The organism is Mesorhizobium sp. B2-3-5 (assembly GCF_006442395.1).
Taxonomy (GTDB): Bacteria; Pseudomonadota; Alphaproteobacteria; order Rhizobiales; family Rhizobiaceae; genus Mesorhizobium.
This window is the reverse complement of sequence record NZ_VFVX01000007.1, coordinates 57,838-73,798: the sequence shown is the minus strand read 5'-3', so window position 1 is coordinate 73,798 and position 15,961 is coordinate 57,838. Positions and strand designations below refer to the sequence as shown.

Here is a 15,961-nt window from a genome sequence, read left to right as displayed (position 1 = left end):
TACTGGTTTGCCATCGCATCGGCTCGGGAACCGGAATCGCTTTTCGGAAAGTTCGGTGCGGAGATTTGAAAGCCGGAGTACAATCGTCCTGTTGGACGGATGTGTTCCGGATCAAGCGGGGCACCGATGCTGCGATATGTATTCCGGCGGCTCTTGACCGCCATCCCGACGCTGTTCGTCATCGTGACGATGGCGTTCTTCCTGATGCGGGTTGCGCCAGGCGGCCCATTCAACCAGGAGCGGGGACTGAGCCCCGAGATCAGGGCTAATCTTGAAGCCCAGTATGGTCTCAACGACCCGCTCTGGCTGCAATATGCGCATTATCTCGGCAATCTGCTGCGCGGTAATTTCGGCCCGAGCTACAACATGCCGGACTTCACCGTCACCGAACTGTTTGCCAAGGGCCTGCCCATTTCCGTCCAGCTCGGTGCCTCGGCGCTGATCCTGGCGCTGCTGCTCGGCAGCCTGCTCGGCACCATTGCCGCGCTCAACCAGAACAAGCTTGGCGACTATGCGGTGATTGCGCTGGCGACAGCCGGCAGCACCATCCCGACCTTCGTCATCGCGCCGGTGATCCAGCTCCTGTTCGGGCTGACCTGGAAGCTTTTGCCGATCGGCGGCTGGGGTGATGGTGCCTTCATCAACAAGGTCGGCCCGGTGCTGACGCTTGCCTTGCCCCAGATTGCCATCGTTGCCCGCCTCATGCGCGGTTCGATGATTGAATCGCTGCGGTCCCACCATATCCGAACCGCCCGCGCGCTCGGCCTTTCCGACTGGTCGGTGGTGGTCAAGCACGCGCTGCGCGGTGCCATCCTGCCGATCGTCTCCTTCACCGGTCCGGCGGCGGCAGCGCTGCTGACCGGCTCGGTCATCGTCGAGACCATCTTCTCCATTCCCGGCGTCGGCCGTTATTTCGTCGATGCCGCGCTCAACCGCGACTACACGCTGGTGATGGGAACGGTGGTGGTGATCGCCATTTTCACCATTGTCTTCAACCTGATCGTCGACGTCATGTACGCGGTCGTCGACCCGAGGGTGCGCTATGACTGACATCGCAGCCACAGCTCCCGTCGTCGTCGGCCGCTCGCTCTGGGGCGATGCCTGGGCTCGCCTGAAGGCCAATCGCGCCGCCATGCTCAGCCTCTACTACCTCGTTTTTATCGCCGTCATCAGCGTGTTCGGCCCCTGGTTCGTGCCGCATCAGTACACGACCATCTATGCCGACTATGTGCGCACGCCGCCGAGTCTTACGGCCTACCCCAAGGCAGATATGATCGAGACGGCCCTCAACGATGCGATCAAGCGCATGCGGGTCGACATCAAGGAATGGAAGCAGGATGGGGAGCGCGTCACGGTCACCGTCACCTCCACCAAGCCGATCGATGATCGCAACATCCGCTACCTCGACCGCTCCGACGCCTTCGACGACACCAAGATCGAGAGCAAGTCGCCCGACGGTCTCGAAGTGGTGATGAGCACGTCGGTGAAGCAGCAATATTTCCTGTTCGGCACCGACAATACCGGCCGCGATCTTCTCTCGCGCACACTGATGGCCGGCCGCATATCGCTGGCCATCGGCCTGCTTGCTGGTGTCGTGGCGGTGGTGATCGGGGTGATCTACGGCGCCACGGCCGGCTTTTCAGGGGGCAAGGTCGACGAGATCATGATGCGCATCGTCGACGTGCTCTATTCCTTGCCGTTCATTTTCTTCGTCATCATGCTGGTGGTGTTCTTCGGCCGCAATTTCGTGCTGATGTTCCTGGCGGTGGGTGCCGTGCTGTGGCTCGATATGGCACGCATCGTGCGTGGCCAGGCATTGTCGATCCGACGTCAGGAATATGTCCAGGCGGCGGAGGCGATGGGCGTCGGCCACCGCGGCATCCTGCTACGCCATGTTATCCCCAACCTGCTTGGTCCGGTGGTGATCTACATGACGCTGCTGGTCCCACAGGTCATTATCCTGGAGAGCTTCCTGTCCTTCCTCGGCCTTGGCATCCAGGAGCCGATGACCAGCTGGGGCGTGCTGATCTCGGTCGGTGCCAAGAACATCGGCACCGCCAACTGGCTGCTCCTGTTCCCCGCCTTCTTCCTCGTCTCGACTCTGTTCGCCTTGAATTTCGTCGGCGACGGCCTGCGCGACGCGCTCGACCCGAAGGATCGCTGAGATGGCCGCTCCTGAAACGATCCTCAGCGTCAAGGACCTGCGGGTCCGCTTCCGTACCCTTGATGGCGCGGTCGAGGCGGTGAAAGGCATCAACATTCATGTCAACGCGGGTGAGACCGTTGCCGTGGTCGGCGAATCCGGTTCCGGCAAAAGCCAGACCATGATGGCGGCGATGAGCTTGCTGGCCTCCAATGGCGAGGCGTCAGGCAGTGTCGACTATCGCGGCCGCAACCTGCTGACACTGAGCAAATCCGAGCTGAACAAGGTCAGGGGCCGCAAGATCAGCATGATCTTCCAGGAGCCGATGACCTCGCTCGATCCGCTCTATTCGATCGGCAACCAGTTGATCGAACCGATCCGGCGGCATCGGGGTCTGAATGCCGCCGAGGCGCATGAAGAAGCGCTGAAGCTGCTGCGGCTGGTGCATATTCCGGATCCCGAGCGGCGGATGAAATCCTACCCGCACGAAATGTCGGGCGGTCAGCGCCAGCGCGTTATGATCGCCATGGCGCTCGCCAACGACCCCGACATATTGATCGCCGACGAGCCGACGACGGCCCTCGACGTGACCATCCAGGCACAGATACTGATGCTTCTGGCCGAGTTGCAGCGCAAGCTTGGCATGGCGATCGTCTTCATCACCCATGACCTTGGCATCGTCCGGCGCTTCGCCGACCGGGTCTATGTCATGCGCCAGGGCGAGGTCGTCGAGGAAGGCGAGGCGGAGGCGATCTTCGTCAACCCGCAGCATGCCTATACCAAGATGCTGCTGGCGGCCGAGCCGACAGGCACCAAGGCGCCTCCGCCCGCCAATGCGCCGGTGGTTCTTGAAGGCAGGAACGTCGAAGTCACATTCAAGATCGGCGGCGGATTTCTGGCTGGTGAACCGCTGATGCTGCGTGCGGTCGATCACATTTCGATCCGGCTGCAGCGCAACCAGACCATCGGCATCGTCGGTGAATCCGGCTCGGGCAAATCGACGCTCGGCCGCGCATTGCTGCGGCTGCTGCCGAGCGAGGGTTTGATCCGTTTTGGCGATCGCGACATTTCCACCGCCGACCGGCAGGCGATGCGGCCGTTGCGGCGCCAGATGCAGCTCGTCTTCCAGGATCCATTCGGCTCGCTATCGCCGCGCATGACGGTCGGCCAGGTCGTTACCGAAGGGCTGCTGGTGCATGAGCCGAACCTTTCGGGCAAACAGCGCGACCAGCGCGCGGTCGAGGCCTTGCGCGAAGTCGGCCTCGATCCGAACGCCCGCAACCGCTATCCGCATGAATTCTCCGGCGGGCAGCGGCAGCGCATCGCCATTGCCCGCGCCATGATCCTGAAGCCCAAAATGGTCGTACTGGATGAACCGACCTCGGCGCTCGATCGCTCGGTGCAGAAACAGATCGTCGAACTATTGCGCAAGCTGCAGGCGGACCATGAACTGTCCTACCTGTTCATCAGCCACGATCTCGCCGTGGTGCGCGCCATGGCCGACTACATCATCGTCATGAAGCAGGGCAAGATCGTCGAAGAAGGGCCGACGGAGGCGATTTTCAGCAATCCGCAAGCACCCTACACGCAGACGCTGATGAACGCCGCGATCGACGTGACGCGGTTCCGGTTGAATGCGTGAGACATCGCGTCAGGTGAAGGCAATCATCACGGCTGTGCGTTCAGCCAGCTGACCTTTGGCACCTGCGCGCCCGGGCAGCGACAAGGGCATCATGTTGCTGCTTCAGCCGGTCGATCCTGGCCGTCTCGCGGTTGGCGATCGCGGTCTTCACGCGCGAGCCACCCAAAAGCCAGCGTGGGACATTGCTGTTGGCGACCTTGCCGCGCGTGATCGCGGTTTGCGAGATCGCGCTGGCGGTGCTTCCCAGCGCGCTGTTGAGTTCGGTGCAGCTCATGCTGTCGTATTTCGCTGGGTCGCCCGTTCCGCCGATCGACGAGCAGCCGGCAGCAAGAAGCACCGCAACCAAAACAGCCGGTGCCGACACTGTCGTTGAAACCAAGTTCATGTCCGCGTCCGGCTCGCCGTCTTACCGGCCCCCTCATCTCCATCGAACTACCTAGGGCCGATGACCATTTCGTCAAAGCTTGCGCCCCGCCGGGCATGGTCGCCGCCCGCTCCGGCCATAATGCGTGAACCGTCGACCCACCCACGGTGGCTATTGGGCCGATGCATCGATCTTTTTGGAAATTCTCATGCCGCCTCGGCGACCAAGCTGTCCAAGGGCGCGCAACCGCCAAGCACGGCCTGCGCGATGTCGGTCTCGGTTTCATCGACATGCGCCGTCACCAAAACAATCCCCTCGGCTGCGCTCCGATCATCCGGCTTTCTGGCAGTCGGGACGAATGCTCCAAGCAGCGCGCCAGCGCCACCGCCGCAGAGCGCGCCAATCATTGCAGTTGCGGATAATCCGGCCGGAAGCGAACTGACGCCGTAGACGGCGGCAGCACTCAGGCAAGCCAGCACCCCGGCGACAGCGCCAAGGATGACGGCCGGCGTCCTTAGGATCCCGATCTCGTCGTGGTAGGGGCCGATAATGGCAATGCGTACGCAAGGAATGCCCGCCGCCACCAGATCGCCGGCGACCCGTGCCGCTTCGGCATGGGAATCAAAAAGCCTGCTGATTGTCCGCATGGTCTCAGGGCGTTCCCTTGTCGGCCAGCGTGTCGGTAACGAAAGAAGCCGCGATCAGATCGTCGCCATCAATCCGGCCGTGACCGTCCTCGATCACGGCTGCGACCTTCTGGAAGGTCCTTATTTCACCCTCGGTAATCCGGGCCTCCCGCATCCTGTTTCTGAGCCCGGCCACGCGCATTCCCAAGGCATGGGATCTTGCAGTCTCACGGTTCGACATGTTCATCCAATTCCGCTCATCTGATCGTGTGATCGTGTCCGCGCCCACCAACGAACTGGGACGGAGTGCAAATGTTCCCGGGGCCGGGCTTCGGTCGGTTGGGAGCAGGACCTAAGTCTGACCGCAAACCCTTTGGCCCCGTCAGGCGCACCGCCCGGAACAGCCACCGGTTGTCCTCGTTGTCCGCTGCAGAATCGTCGGAGGAAGCCCATGGAGAAAAGTGTTGGCCAGGCGCGTTGGTTGCCCGCACCGGAATTCGCGATGGCCATCACCTTCATGGTGATTGGCATAGCCATCGGCTGACCGTCCAGGCACAGCTCCGCACCCGCGTGCGACGAAAGCTGACGAAATGCGACAGAAGTGCTGCCATTGCCGCTTGCAGGAACGAAGTGTGGCGGCTATAAGCCCGCGGTCTGGTCACGGAGTGTAGCGCAGTCTGGTAGCGCACCTCGTTCGGGACGAGGGGGTCGCAGGTTCAAATCCTGCCACTCCGACCAGAAAAAACAATATGTTAGCGCATCCCGACTGTGGCGCCCACCTTATATCTTGGTGAAAACAAGGACTAAGAGGTCTCGCTTCGCCGCTGACATCGGCTGGCCTGCTGTTCTTCATCGCCTGCGCGGCATGCCACCCAAAAGTGGCCTCGGTTTTTGCGAGCAGGATAAGGCGGCGTAGCACCGCTCAATATGGGCTCGCCACATCCCCCGTCTCGACATAGACAGACTTCAGCTGCGAATAAAGCGCCAGTGCCGCCAGCGAGTTCTCGCGGCCGATGCCGGACTGCTTGAAGCCGCCGAAAGGGATTTCCACCGGCGTCAGATTATAGGCGTTGATCCAGCAGGTGCCGGCCTGAAGCTCGGCGATGACGCGATGGGCGCGCGACAGGTCGCGCGTGAACACGCCCGCGGCCAAGCCGAATTCGGTGTCGTTGGCGCGGTCGATCACCTCGTCCTCGCCATCGAATTTCAGCACGCTCATCACAGGCCCGAAGATTTCCTCGCGCGCGATGCGCATCGTGTCGGTGACACCCGTAAATACCGTCGGCTCGACAAAGAAGCCGCCCTGGAAGCCTTGCAAGGAAGGTACGTTGCCACCACAGGCGAGTGCAGCGCCGTCCTGCTTGCCGACCTCGATATAGCCAACCACCTTCTCATGCTGCGCCTTGGATACCAGCGGACCCATCTGGGTCTCCGGGTCGAGCGGATCGCCGATACGGATTTTCTTCGTGCGCTCGACCAATCGTTCGACGAAGCGGTCATGAATGCCGCTTTGCACGAAGACGCGCGTGCCGTTGGAGCAGATCTGGCCGGTCGAATAGAAATTGCCGAGCATGGCGCCGCCGATGGCGTTTTCGATGTCCGCGTCGTCGAAGACGATCAGCGGCGACTTGCCGCCGAGTTCCATCGTCGCGTGCTTCATCTTCGAACCGGCAAGCGACAGCACCTTGCGGCCGGTCGGCACAGAGCCGGTCACCGAGACCTTGGCCACCACATCGTGGCCGACGAGCCCGGCACCGACATCGCCGTAGCCCTGCACCACGTTGAACAGGCCGTCGGGCAGGCCGGCCTCGCTGTAGATCTCGGCCAGCGCCAGCGCTGAAAGAGGCGTGTTCTCCGACGGCTTGAACACCATGGCATTGCCCATGGCCAGCGCCGGCGCCGATTTCCAGCCGGCGATCTGGATCGGATAGTTCCAGGCGCCGATGCCGACGCAGACGCCGAGCGCCTCGCGCCGCGTGTAGGCAAAGGGACCGCCGAGGTCGACCGCCTCGCCGTTGAAGACCGCGACCGCGCCGGCGAAATATTCAAGGCAGTCCGCGGCCGAAGGGGCGTCCGCGACCAGTGTCTCCTGGATCGCCTTGCCGGTGTCGAGGGTCTCGATGCGGGCAAGATCGGCGTTGCGGGCGCGCAAAATGTCGGCGGCGCGGCGCAGGATGCGGCCGCGCTCCACCGGCTTCAGCCGTGCCCAGGCCGGCTGTGCGGCCCGTGCGGCCTCGATCGCGAGTTCCAGCACATTCGGCGTCGCCGAACGCAGCATGGCGATGGTCTCGCCCGTTGCCGGATAGATGACCGGCAACGGCGCGCCTTGCTCGTCGTCGATATAGCGTCCGTTGACATAGTGCGATGCCGTGGGCTGGGCGCGCATGGGTGTCTCCAAATCGTCTCGCGGCAGCGCCGCGCGTCCTCCTGGATGCGCAAAGGACGCTGCAGCACCTTATTTTTGCGCATGATCTGGCCGGAAATCGAATCCGATTTCGGGATCATGCGCCAGCGGAATGCCCCGGGATCATGCGCTATCTGTCCGACACCTGCCAGCGCGGATTGATCCATGGCTCCTGGTTGGAAGGCGCCAGCGGCGTGCGGCCGAGAATATGGTCGGAGGCTTTCTCGCCGGTCATGATCGATGGCGCGTTGAGGTTGCCGTTGGTGACACGCGGGAAGATCGAGGAATCGGCGACGCGCAAGCCCTCGACACCGATGACCCGGCATTCCGGATCGACGACACTCATTGCGTCGTCGGCTCGCCCCATCTTGCAGGTGCCGCACGGGTGGTAGGCGCTCTCGGCATGGTCGCGAATGAAGACATCGAGATCGTCGTCCGACTGCACATGGCTGCCCGGCGAGATTTCCTCGCCGCGATAGGCGTCGAACGCCGACTGGCCGAAGATTTCGCGCGTCAGCCGGATGCAGTGGCGGAACTCCGCCCAGTCGTCCGGGTGCGACATGTAGTTGAAGTGGATCACCGGCTTCGATTTTGGATCCGGCGAGCGCAACGTCACCGAACCGCGCGACTTCGACCGCATCGGTCCGACATGGGCCTGGAAGCCATGCGACTTCGCCGCCGCCTTGCCGTCATAACGAACCGCCGCCGGGATGAAGTGGTACTGGATATCGGGGTAGTCGACGCCCGCGCGCGAGCGCACGAATGCCGCCGCCTCGAAATGGTTGGTGGCGCCGAGGCCTGATTTGAAGAACAGCCACTGTGCGCCGATCATCGCTTTGGAGAACGGGTTCAACACCGAATTGAGGGTGATCGGCTTGGTCGATTCCTGCTGGATGTAGAGCTCCAGGTGATCCTGCAGGTTGCGGCCGACGCCGGGCCGGTCGGCGACGACGGCAATGCCGTTTTCACGCAGATGCTCGGCCGGGCCGATGCCGGACAGCATCAGGATCTTGGGCGAGTTGATCGACGATGCGGCGACGATCACCTCACGTCGCGCCTTAACGACCTGAATCTGTTTGTGAGCCTCGATCTCGACGCCGATGGCGCGTTGATTCTCGATGATCACCCGGCGGGCAAAGCCCTTGACCAGACTCACGTTTTTGCGCCTGAGCGCCGGCTTCAGATAGGCTGATGCCGCCGACCAGCGTCGACCGCCCTGGATGGTCTGCTCCATCGCGCCGAAGCCTTCCTGCTTGGCACCATTGTAGTCGTCGGTCAGTTCGAACCCGGCCTGACGGCCCGCCTCGACGAAGGCGCCATAGAGCGGATTGCGCCGCGAGCCGCGCTGCACATGCAGCGGCCCACCATGTCCGCGCCAGCCGTCCTCGCCTCCGTCGGAATCTTCCATGCGCTTGAAATAGGGAAGCACGTCGGCAAAGCCCCAACCGGCCGCTCCCTCTTCGGCCCAATGATCGAAGTCACGGGCATGGCCGCGAACATAGACCATGCCATTGATCGAGGACGAACCGCCGATCACCTTGCCGCGCGGCGTCGCCAGCACGCGGCCGCCGAGATGGGACTCAGGTTCGCTGGCGAAGCCCCAGTCGTAGAGGCTCATGTTGAGCGGGATCGACAGCGCCGACGGCATCTGGATCAGCGGCCCGATATCGCTGCCGCCGAATTCGATGACGATGACCGAATGCTTGCCGTCTTCCGACAGGCGATAGGCCATGGCCGAGCCGGCGGAGCCGGAGCCGATGATGACGAAATCCGCTTCAAGCATGGTTTATGCGCCCATTATTCATATGCGTGATGAAATCGGCGAGCGAGACATTGCCGCCGGTAGCCACCACAAGAACGGTCTTGCCCCTCACATCCACCTTGCCGCCGAGCAGTGCCGCCAGCGATGCCGCGCCTGACGGCTCCAGCACCAGCTTCATGCGCTCGAAGGCGATCCGCATTGCCTGCCGCACCGATTGATCGTCGACGGTGATGCCGCGAACGCCCGCGGTCTTGACCGCCGCGAAGGGCGCGTCGCCCGGCTTGCGCGCCATCAACCCGTCGCAGATCGATTTCGGGCCGATCGGCATCGTCTCGATGCTGCCATGCGCCAGGGAGGCACCCATGCCGTTGAAACCTTCCGGCTCGACGCCGATGATCTCGGTAGCCGGCGACAAATAGTGGAAGGCAAGCGAAACACCGCCGATCAGCCCACCGCCGCCGACCGAGCAGAACAAAAGGTCGGCGCTGGCGTCCTTGGCGGCAAGCTGGTCGAGTGCTTCGAGGCCGGCACCCGCCTGGCCGGCGACGATCTCGGGATCGTCGAACGGATGCAGGAGGGCCAAGCCTTCGGTCTCGGCGATCTCGCGCGCCTTGGCGGCGGCGACTTCCTCACGGGCGCGATCGCCATGGTCGGTGAGCACGACGCGGGCGCCATAGCCTGCCGTTGCGTCACGCTTGGCGGCCGGCGCGTCGATCGGCATGACGATGGTGACGGGAATGCCGAGCGCCTGGCCGGCGGCGGCCAGTCCCTGCGCGAAATTGCCGGAGGAATAGGCGACGACGCCCATCTTCGCCTCGTCGGCCGAAAGCCGCTTCAGCCGCCAATAGGCGCCGCGTATCTTGAAGGATCCGGCCCATTGCAGCGATTCCGGCTTGACGAAGACACGGGCCGCACCTGTCTCGCGCGCCAGTGCCGCCGATTCCAGCAGGGGCGTGATCTGTGTCGCCCGGGAGGTGACGGCGTATGCCTGCTTGAGATGGTCGAGGGTAGGGACAAGAAGGTCTGCCATCATTCGCCTCTCGGGAACCGTTTCTGCTCTTCGAGCACGTTGAGATCCATGTGGTTGCGCATGTAACGTTCCGACGCCTTTTGCAGCGGCTGGAATTCCCAGGGGTAGTGCATGCCGTTGCGCAGCGCCGGATAGACCACCCAGCGCCGCGCCTGGCTGGCGCGCACGGCGGCATCGAACGCCGCCATGTCCCAGCGCGCGCGGACTTTTTCCATGAACGCCGCCACCAGCCCGGCATGCGCCGGATCGGCGGCGAGATTGGCCAATTCATGTGGGTCGGATTCGATATCATAGAGTTGAGGCGGATCGATCTCGCAATGGACGAACTTGTAACGGCCATCGCGGATCGCCACCAACGGCGCGTTGGAGCCTTCGGCGGCGTATTCCATCAGCACTGGCGCGGTGCGCTGCCTGCCTTGAAGCAGAGGCAGCAGCGACTGCCCGTCGGTCCAGGGCGCGATCGCGCTCATGTCGATGCCGGCGAGATCGCACAAGGTCGGCGTTACGTCGAGATTGGAGACTGGCGTGTCGATCCGGCCGGCCGGCACGCCCTTGCCCGCGATCATCAGCGGGACCCGCGCCGAGCCCTCGAAGAAGCACATCTTGAACCACAGCCCGCGCTCGCCGAGCATATCGCCGTGGTCCGAGCAGAACAGGATGATTGTGTCGTCGAGCATGCGCGTGCGCTCCAGCACCGACAGCAACTCGCCGACCTTGTCGTCGAGATAGGAGATGTTGGCGAAATAGCCGCGACGGGAGCGGCGGATCTGCTCGGCGGTGATGTCGAAACTGTCGTGGTCGCAGGCCTTGTACAGCCGCTTCGAATGCGGGTCCTGGCTGTCATAGGGAATGAAGGCCACTTCGGGCTCGAGCGCCGCGCAATCCTCGTAAAGATCCCAATATTGCCGCCGCGCTACATAGGGATCGTGCGGATGCGTGAAGGAAACCGTCAGGCACCAGGGCCGGTGCGCCGCATCGTCCGAAACGCGGGCGAAATCATAGAGCTTCTGCACAGCGTGGAAAGCGACCTCGTCGTCATACTCCATCTGGTTCGAGATCTCGGCGACGCCGGCACCGGTCACCGAGCCCAGATTGTGGTACCACCAGTCGATGCGCTCGCCGGGCTTGCGATAATCCGGCGTCCAGCCGAAATCAGCCGGGTAGATATCGGTCGTCAGCCGCTCCTCGAAGCCGTGCAACTGGTCGGGGCCGACAAAATGCATCTTGCCCGAAAGCACCGTGTGATAGCCGTCGGAGCGCAGGTGATGCGCGAAGGTCGGGATGGACGAGGCGAATTCGGCGGCGTTGTCATAGACCTCCGTGCGCGATGGCAACTGGCCGCTCATGAACGAGGCCCGGCCGGGCGCACAGAGCGGCGAGGCCGTGTAGTTATTCCTGAAGCGCGCCGCGCGTGCGGCCAGCGCTTTCAGATGGGGTGCGTGCAGGAAGTCCGCCGGGCCATCGGGAAATAAGGTCCCGTTGAGTTGATCGACCATGACGATCAGGAAATTGGGTCGTTTCGCTGTCACTGTTTTTGCCGCTCGCCGAGTTTGGTTTCGAGATAATCCTGGACGAGCGCGATTGCGGTCGCGGCGTCGGGCACGCCGTCCTTCAGCGCACGCCTGATGTAGAGCCCGTCGATCATCGCCGCTGTCGCTTCGGCGGCACGGTCGGCCTCGGCCCTGGGCAGGATGCCGGTGAGCCCGCTCATGAGGTTCGAATGCAGCCGTCGCGCATAGACCCTGAGCAACCGCCGCAGCGAGGACGATTTCTGTGCCTCGACGTAGAAGGCGAGCCATGCGGCGATGGTTTCCGGCTGGAACTGGATGTCGGAAAAGTTGACGGCGACCACGGCCGAGACACGTTCGCGCGGGGACGCTGCGGATTGCAGCGCGCGACGCATATCGATGGTCAGTTCGGCCAGGATGTGCCGCATCGTCGCGAACAGCAGCTCGTCCTTGGCGCCAAAATAGTGATGGGCAAGGGCCGAGGACACGCCCGCGCGCCCGGCAATCTCGGACATGGTGACGTCAAGCGAACCGCGCTCGCCGATCGCCGAGATCGTCGCGTCGATAAGCGCCTTGCGGCGCAGTGGCTCCATTCCGACTTTCGGCATCTCGCTAGATTCCTCTGAAGCAGGATTATTTTTTATTGACGGATCAATCAACAAAAAAATCGTCGCAGGCTCGACCTGCACCAAGCGATTGTCTGGTTCCGGCCCTTCACGGCGAAGGCAGGAATGTTTATATTTGAACAATAAAGGCGAAGTGCGCCGTGGGCCCATATGCTAGGCTGGCGCCAAGGATGGAGACCGCCATGACCGCATGCATCGTCGGCTGGGCGCATTCGCGTTTCGGCAAGCTCGAGGGCGAGACGCTCGAAAACCTCATCGTCAAGGTTGCGACGGACGCGCTCGACCATGCCGGAATCGGCCCGGACGATGTCGACGAGATCGTGCTTGGCCATTTCAACGCCGGCTTTTCGGCGCAGGATTTCACCGCAAGCCTGGTGCTGCAGGCGGACGATCGGTTGCGCTTCAAGCCGGCGACGCGCGTCGAGAATGCCTGTGCGACGGGATCGGCGGCGGTCCGGCAAGGCATCCGCGCCATCGATGCCAATGCGGCCCGCATCGTGCTGGTGGTTGGCGCCGAGCAGATGACGACGACGCCTGGACCCGAGATCGGCAAGAACCTGCTGAAAGCTTCCTATCTGCCCGAGGATGGCGAAACGCCCGCCGGTTTTGCCGGCGTCTTCGGCAAGATCGCGCAGGCCTATTTCCAGCGCTATGGCGACCAGTCGGACGCGCTCGCCATGATTGCCGCCAAGAACCACAAGAACGGCGTCGACAATCCCTATGCCCAGATGCGCAAGGATTTCGGCTATGATTTCTGCCGGCAGGAAAGCGAGAAAAACCCCTTCGTCGCCGGCCCGCTGAAGCGCACCGACTGCTCGCTGGTTTCCGATGGCGCCGCGGCCCTTGTCCTGGCCGACACGGCAACGGCTTTGAAGATGCGCCGTGCGGTTGCCTTCCGCGCCAACGAACATGTGCAGGATTTCCTGCCGATGTCGAAGCGTGACATCCTGGCGTTCGAAGGTTGTGAACAGGCCTGGACCCGCGCGCTGAAGAACGCCGGCGTGACGCTCGACGACCTGTCCTTCGTCGAGACGCATGACTGTTTCACCATTGCCGAATTGATCGAGTATGAGGCGATGGGCCTGGCGAAGCCCGGCGAAGGCGCCAAACTGGCGCTTGACGGCACGACGGCCAAGGACGGCCGCTTGCCGGTCAATCCCTCCGGCGGGCTGAAGGCCAAGGGTCATCCGATCGGCGCCACTGGTGTGTCCATGCATGTCTTGACCGCCATGCAGCTTGTCGGTGAAGCCGGCGGCATCCAGGTGCCGGGCGCAAAGCTTGGCGGCATCTTCAACATGGGTGGCGCGGCGGTTGCCAACTACGTTTCCATTCTCGACCGGATCAGGTAAACCGCCCCTGCATTCGCGGGAGGTTACATTGGCAAATCCGGTTCTGATCGAGGTTCTGCGCGGCTCGATCGTCGAGAGCGCCCATCGTGGTGCCGTCGCGGTCTTCGATGCCGACGGCAAGTTGGTCTGGGAAATCGGCGACACCTCGAAGCCGGTGTTTCCACGCTCGGCGGTCAAAGCCATCCAGGCCTTGCCGCTGGTCGAAACCGGTGCTGCCGACGCTTATGGCTTCGGCAACCGCGAACTGGCGCTGGCCTGCGCCTCGCATTCGGGCGAGCCAGCGCATGTCGAACTGGCGCGGGCCATGCTGGCCAAGGCCGGACTGGACAAGTCAGCACTCGAATGCGGCGCGCATTGGCCGTCGAATCATGACGCGGAGATCGCGCTCGCCCGCGCCGGCGATTTGCCGAATGCGCTGCACAACAACTGTTCCGGCAAACATTCCGGCTTCCTTTGCACCTGCGTCCATTCCGGCATCGGCCATCGCGGCTACGTCAAGGCGGGGCACGCCTTACAGGAGATGGTGCGCGACGCCATGCAGGCGGTCACCGGCGCTGTCCACGGCCCGGATGAGCGGGCGACAGACGGCTGCTCGATCCCGACCTATGCAGTGCCGCTCAGGAGTTTCGCGCTCGGCTTTGCCCGTATGGCCACCACAAATGGTTTTGGTCCCGAGCGAGCCAAGGCCGCGAAGCGGTTGCTGGGCGCCTGCATGGCGGAGCCCTTCTTCGTCGCCGGCACCGGCCGCGCCGATCTCGCTTTGATGGAAGCCGCACCGGGCCGGATTTTTGCGAAAGGCGGCGCCGAAGGCGTCCACTGCAGCGCAATACCTGAACTTGGCCTCGGCATAGCGATCAAATGCGATGATGGTGCCGGCCGCGCCGGCGAAGCCATGGCTGCCGCCGTCCTTGCCAGGTTGTTGCGTGCGGACGAGGCCTTGGCGGCAAAACTGGCCGGAATGGCAAACGCGCCGATCGAAAGCCGGGTCGGGGCCAAGGTCGGGGCACTGCGGCCGACACAAGCCTTGAAAGCAGCGATCAACTGACCCGGTTGCGCTCGACGGTCAGATGCGCGAAGCCGCTGTTGGTCAACTGGGTGAGGTCGGCCGTCACCGGTTCCGCCCAGCGCTGCCCGACGACGGCGCCGTTCAACGTGCCGTCAATGACGTTGTCGGAGATGACGGCCGTGCCGGCACCCTCGACCACGCTGACGACAATGCCGGTGCCTGCCTTGCGGATGATGTTGCCGGTGGCCACAACATTGCGCAAATACGGTCCCCAACCGATCGACATGCCATAGAGCGGCGCGTTCTCGATCACGTTGTTGGAAGCGATGGTGTCGGCCTCGACGCCGATGCCGACGCCGAAGCCGGGCGGATCGGCCGGGTAGGGGCCGGTGGTCGACAGATTGCGCACGATGTTGCCCGAGCAGATACCCATGCGGCCGCCTTCGTTGAAGTTGACGATCGAGATTCCGTTGGCCGCGCCATCGACGATGTTGTTGCTGATGACGGCGCCCTCGAACGAGAATTCGGAATAGACCGCAGTCTCGCCAGAGCGCGAGCAGGTGTTGCCTGATACTTGAAGGTTGCTGGAGCTGTTGGCCCGGATCGCCGAAAAAGCGCAGTCCGAAACTACATTGCCCGAGATGACGACATTGCCGGCGCGGAAGGCATTGATGCCGTTGCCGTTCTGGCCGGTTCCGCCGCTGCGCGCGCCAATGCGTTCGACGCGGTTGCCGGTGACCATGGTGCCGTCTTCCGCCGCCTGCCAGCGATGAACGAGAATGCCGCCATTGGCGCAGTCGGCGACCGTGTTGCCCGTGATCGCCAGCCCACCGGCCTCGACTGAATAGATGCCGGCATCGGCTGCGCCCGATATCTCCGAGCGTTCGATGCGGCCCGCCGCATGTTCCAGCGCCAGTCCGTTCTTGCCGCTGCCGGTTACCTGGCAATTGTCGACGACGAGATGGCCGACCTGGCGCAAATCAAGCAACCCTTGCGCGTAGTCGCCCATCGAGCGGTTCGCACCGTCGAAGACCAGCCCGCTCAGTTCGATATGGTCGGCCTGTTCGGCCATGAAGAGGTGGCCGTCGCCGCCATAGACGATCCGCGTGGCACCCGGCACGCCGGAAAGACGCACGCGGCCGGGCAGCGAAAGGTTGGAAACAAGATAGGTACCGGGCGGGAGGAACACCGGCATATCGCGGCTGTTCGCGTCGCGCAGCAGCTTGGCGAAGGCCTTGCTCTGGTCGTCAAAGGTGCCGGGTTGCACGCCGAACTCTGTGGCATTGATGGAACCACGCATCGAGGCCTTTTCGATGCCGGTCAGGCTGGCGGCGGCCGCCTTGCCAAACGAAAGGCCTATGATGGCAAAGCCGGCGGTACGCGTCAGCAGCGTTCGTCTGTTCAACATCGGCACAGAATCCCAGTGTTCAGTCCTGACATGGCAGGAATCGTGCCAGACGTTCGGCGCTTGTTCTCAGCAGCAATGGCTTGTCGCGCAGCC

14 protein-coding genes and 1 tRNA gene are annotated in these 15,961 nt (G+C 63.2%); 6 read left to right on the top strand and 9 right to left on the bottom strand.

Annotated elements, in window-relative coordinates:
* Nucleotides 1-126 precede the first annotated feature (126 nt).
* From FJ958_RS10900 to FJ958_RS10890, 3 genes are read left to right on the top strand one after another with little or no spacing between them, the layout of a single operon-like run.
* On the top strand, nt 127-1,050 hold the full coding sequence (locus FJ958_RS10900; protein ID WP_140693499.1) for an ABC transporter permease subunit: 924 nt from the start codon (nt 127-129) through the stop codon (nt 1,048-1,050).
* Nucleotides 1,043-2,164: an ABC transporter permease subunit gene (locus FJ958_RS10895; RefSeq protein WP_140742368.1), complete on the top strand. Its 1,122-nt coding sequence runs from the start codon at nt 1,043-1,045 to the stop codon at nt 2,162-2,164. Before FJ958_RS10900 ends, FJ958_RS10895 begins: the two co-directional genes overlap by 8 nt.
* Before the next feature lies 1 nt (nt 2,165).
* Entirely contained in the window at nt 2,166-3,785 is a 1,620-nt protein-coding gene (locus FJ958_RS10890; RefSeq protein ID WP_140742366.1) for an ABC transporter ATP-binding protein, read from the top strand.
* A 40-nt stretch (nt 3,786-3,825) separates the two neighbouring features.
* Here the strand turns inward: FJ958_RS10890 and FJ958_RS10885 are convergent, their stop codons facing one another.
* The 3 genes from FJ958_RS10885 to FJ958_RS10875 all read right to left on the bottom strand — a co-directional run bounded on the left by FJ958_RS10885 (nt 3,826) and on the right by FJ958_RS10875 (nt 5,016).
* Entirely contained in the window at nt 3,826-4,170 is a 345-nt protein-coding gene (locus tag FJ958_RS10885; protein WP_140742364.1) for a hypothetical protein, read from the bottom strand.
* A gap of 185 nt (nt 4,171-4,355) precedes the next feature.
* The gene (locus FJ958_RS10880) at nt 4,356-4,796 is read right to left on the bottom strand and encodes a hypothetical protein (RefSeq protein ID WP_140742362.1); all 441 of its coding nucleotides are present in this window, start codon (nt 4,794-4,796) and stop codon (nt 4,356-4,358) included.
* A gap of 4 nt (nt 4,797-4,800) precedes the next feature.
* A complete protein-coding gene (locus FJ958_RS10875) occupies nt 4,801-5,016 on the bottom strand; it encodes a hypothetical protein (protein ID WP_140742646.1) in 216 nt (71 codons plus the stop codon).
* 420 nt (nt 5,017-5,436) lie between these two features.
* Here FJ958_RS10875 and FJ958_RS10870 point away from each other — a divergent pair.
* A tRNA-Pro gene (locus tag FJ958_RS10870) sits at nt 5,437-5,513 on the top strand.
* A 184-nt stretch (nt 5,514-5,697) separates the two neighbouring features.
* Here FJ958_RS10870 and betB read toward each other — a convergent pair.
* The 5 genes from betB to betI form a co-directional block, all read right to left on the bottom strand.
* Nucleotides 5,698-7,161 carry a betaine-aldehyde dehydrogenase gene (gene betB / locus FJ958_RS10865; RefSeq protein ID WP_140742360.1) on the bottom strand — a complete coding sequence of 488 codons (1,464 nt, stop codon included), beginning with the start codon at nt 7,159-7,161 and terminating at the stop codon, nt 5,698-5,700.
* 148 nt (nt 7,162-7,309) lie between these two features.
* The gene (betA, locus tag FJ958_RS10860) at nt 7,310-8,962 is read right to left on the bottom strand and encodes a choline dehydrogenase (RefSeq protein ID WP_140742358.1); all 1,653 of its coding nucleotides are present in this window, start codon (nt 8,960-8,962) and stop codon (nt 7,310-7,312) included.
* Nucleotides 8,955-9,974 carry a threonine/serine dehydratase gene (locus FJ958_RS10855; RefSeq protein WP_181176362.1) on the bottom strand — a complete coding sequence of 340 codons (1,020 nt, stop codon included), beginning with the start codon at nt 9,972-9,974 and terminating at the stop codon, nt 8,955-8,957. Before FJ958_RS10855 ends, betA begins: the two co-directional genes overlap by 8 nt.
* On the bottom strand, nt 9,971-11,500 hold the full coding sequence (gene betC / locus FJ958_RS10850) for a choline-sulfatase (protein WP_140742356.1): 1,530 nt from the start codon (nt 11,498-11,500) through the stop codon (nt 9,971-9,973). Before betC ends, FJ958_RS10855 begins: the two co-directional genes overlap by 4 nt.
* A complete protein-coding gene (betI, locus tag FJ958_RS10845) occupies nt 11,497-12,087 on the bottom strand; it encodes a transcriptional regulator BetI (RefSeq protein ID WP_140742354.1) in 591 nt (196 codons plus the stop codon). Before betI ends, betC begins: the two co-directional genes overlap by 4 nt.
* Before the next feature lie 200 nt (nt 12,088-12,287).
* Here betI and FJ958_RS10840 point away from each other — a divergent pair, with 200 nt between their 5' ends.
* Both FJ958_RS10840 and FJ958_RS10835 read left to right on the top strand, forming a co-directional pair.
* Nucleotides 12,288-13,454: an acetyl-CoA acetyltransferase gene (locus tag FJ958_RS10840; RefSeq protein WP_140613456.1), complete on the top strand. Its 1,167-nt coding sequence runs from the start codon at nt 12,288-12,290 to the stop codon at nt 13,452-13,454.
* 28 nt (nt 13,455-13,482) lie between these two features.
* Complete coding sequence (locus tag FJ958_RS10835; RefSeq protein WP_140742352.1) at nt 13,483-14,499, top strand: asparaginase; 1,017 nt, start codon at nt 13,483-13,485, stop codon at nt 14,497-14,499.
* Here the strand turns inward: FJ958_RS10835 and FJ958_RS10830 are convergent.
* A complete protein-coding gene (locus FJ958_RS10830) occupies nt 14,492-15,868 on the bottom strand; it encodes a TIGR03808 family TAT-translocated repetitive protein (protein ID WP_140742350.1) in 1,377 nt (458 codons plus the stop codon). The two genes, FJ958_RS10835 and FJ958_RS10830, sit on opposite strands and share 8 nt — an antisense overlap.
* Nucleotides 15,869-15,961: the final 93 nt, after the last annotated feature.

Coding starts and splice junctions, on each gene's coding strand:
- FJ958_RS10900 (WP_140693499.1), top strand. CDS start 127: ATGCTGCGATATGTATTCCGGCGGCTCTTGACCGCCATCCCGACGCTG.
- FJ958_RS10895 (WP_140742368.1), top strand. CDS start 1,043: ATGACTGACATCGCAGCCACAGCTCCCGTCGTCGTCGGCCGCTCGCTC.
- FJ958_RS10890 (WP_140742366.1), top strand. CDS start 2,166: ATGGCCGCTCCTGAAACGATCCTCAGCGTCAAGGACCTGCGGGTCCGC.
- FJ958_RS10885 (WP_140742364.1), bottom strand. CDS start 4,170: ATGAACTTGGTTTCAACGACAGTGTCGGCACCGGCTGTTTTGGTTGCG.
- FJ958_RS10880 (WP_140742362.1), bottom strand. CDS start 4,796: ATGCGGACAATCAGCAGGCTTTTTGATTCCCATGCCGAAGCGGCACGG.
- FJ958_RS10875 (WP_140742646.1), bottom strand. CDS start 5,016: ATGTCGAACCGTGAGACTGCAAGATCCCATGCCTTGGGAATGCGCGTG.
- betB (WP_140742360.1), bottom strand. CDS start 7,161: ATGCGCGCCCAGCCCACGGCATCGCACTATGTCAACGGACGCTATATC.
- betA (WP_140742358.1), bottom strand. CDS start 8,962: ATGCTTGAAGCGGATTTCGTCATCATCGGCTCCGGCTCCGCCGGCTCG.
- FJ958_RS10855 (WP_181176362.1), bottom strand. CDS start 9,974: ATGATGGCAGACCTTCTTGTCCCTACCCTCGACCATCTCAAGCAGGCA.
- betI (WP_140742354.1), bottom strand. CDS start 12,087: ATGCCGAAAGTCGGAATGGAGCCACTGCGCCGCAAGGCGCTTATCGAC.
- FJ958_RS10840 (WP_140613456.1), top strand. CDS start 12,288: ATGACCGCATGCATCGTCGGCTGGGCGCATTCGCGTTTCGGCAAGCTC.
- FJ958_RS10830 (WP_140742350.1), bottom strand. CDS start 15,868: ATGTTGAACAGACGAACGCTGCTGACGCGTACCGCCGGCTTTGCCATC.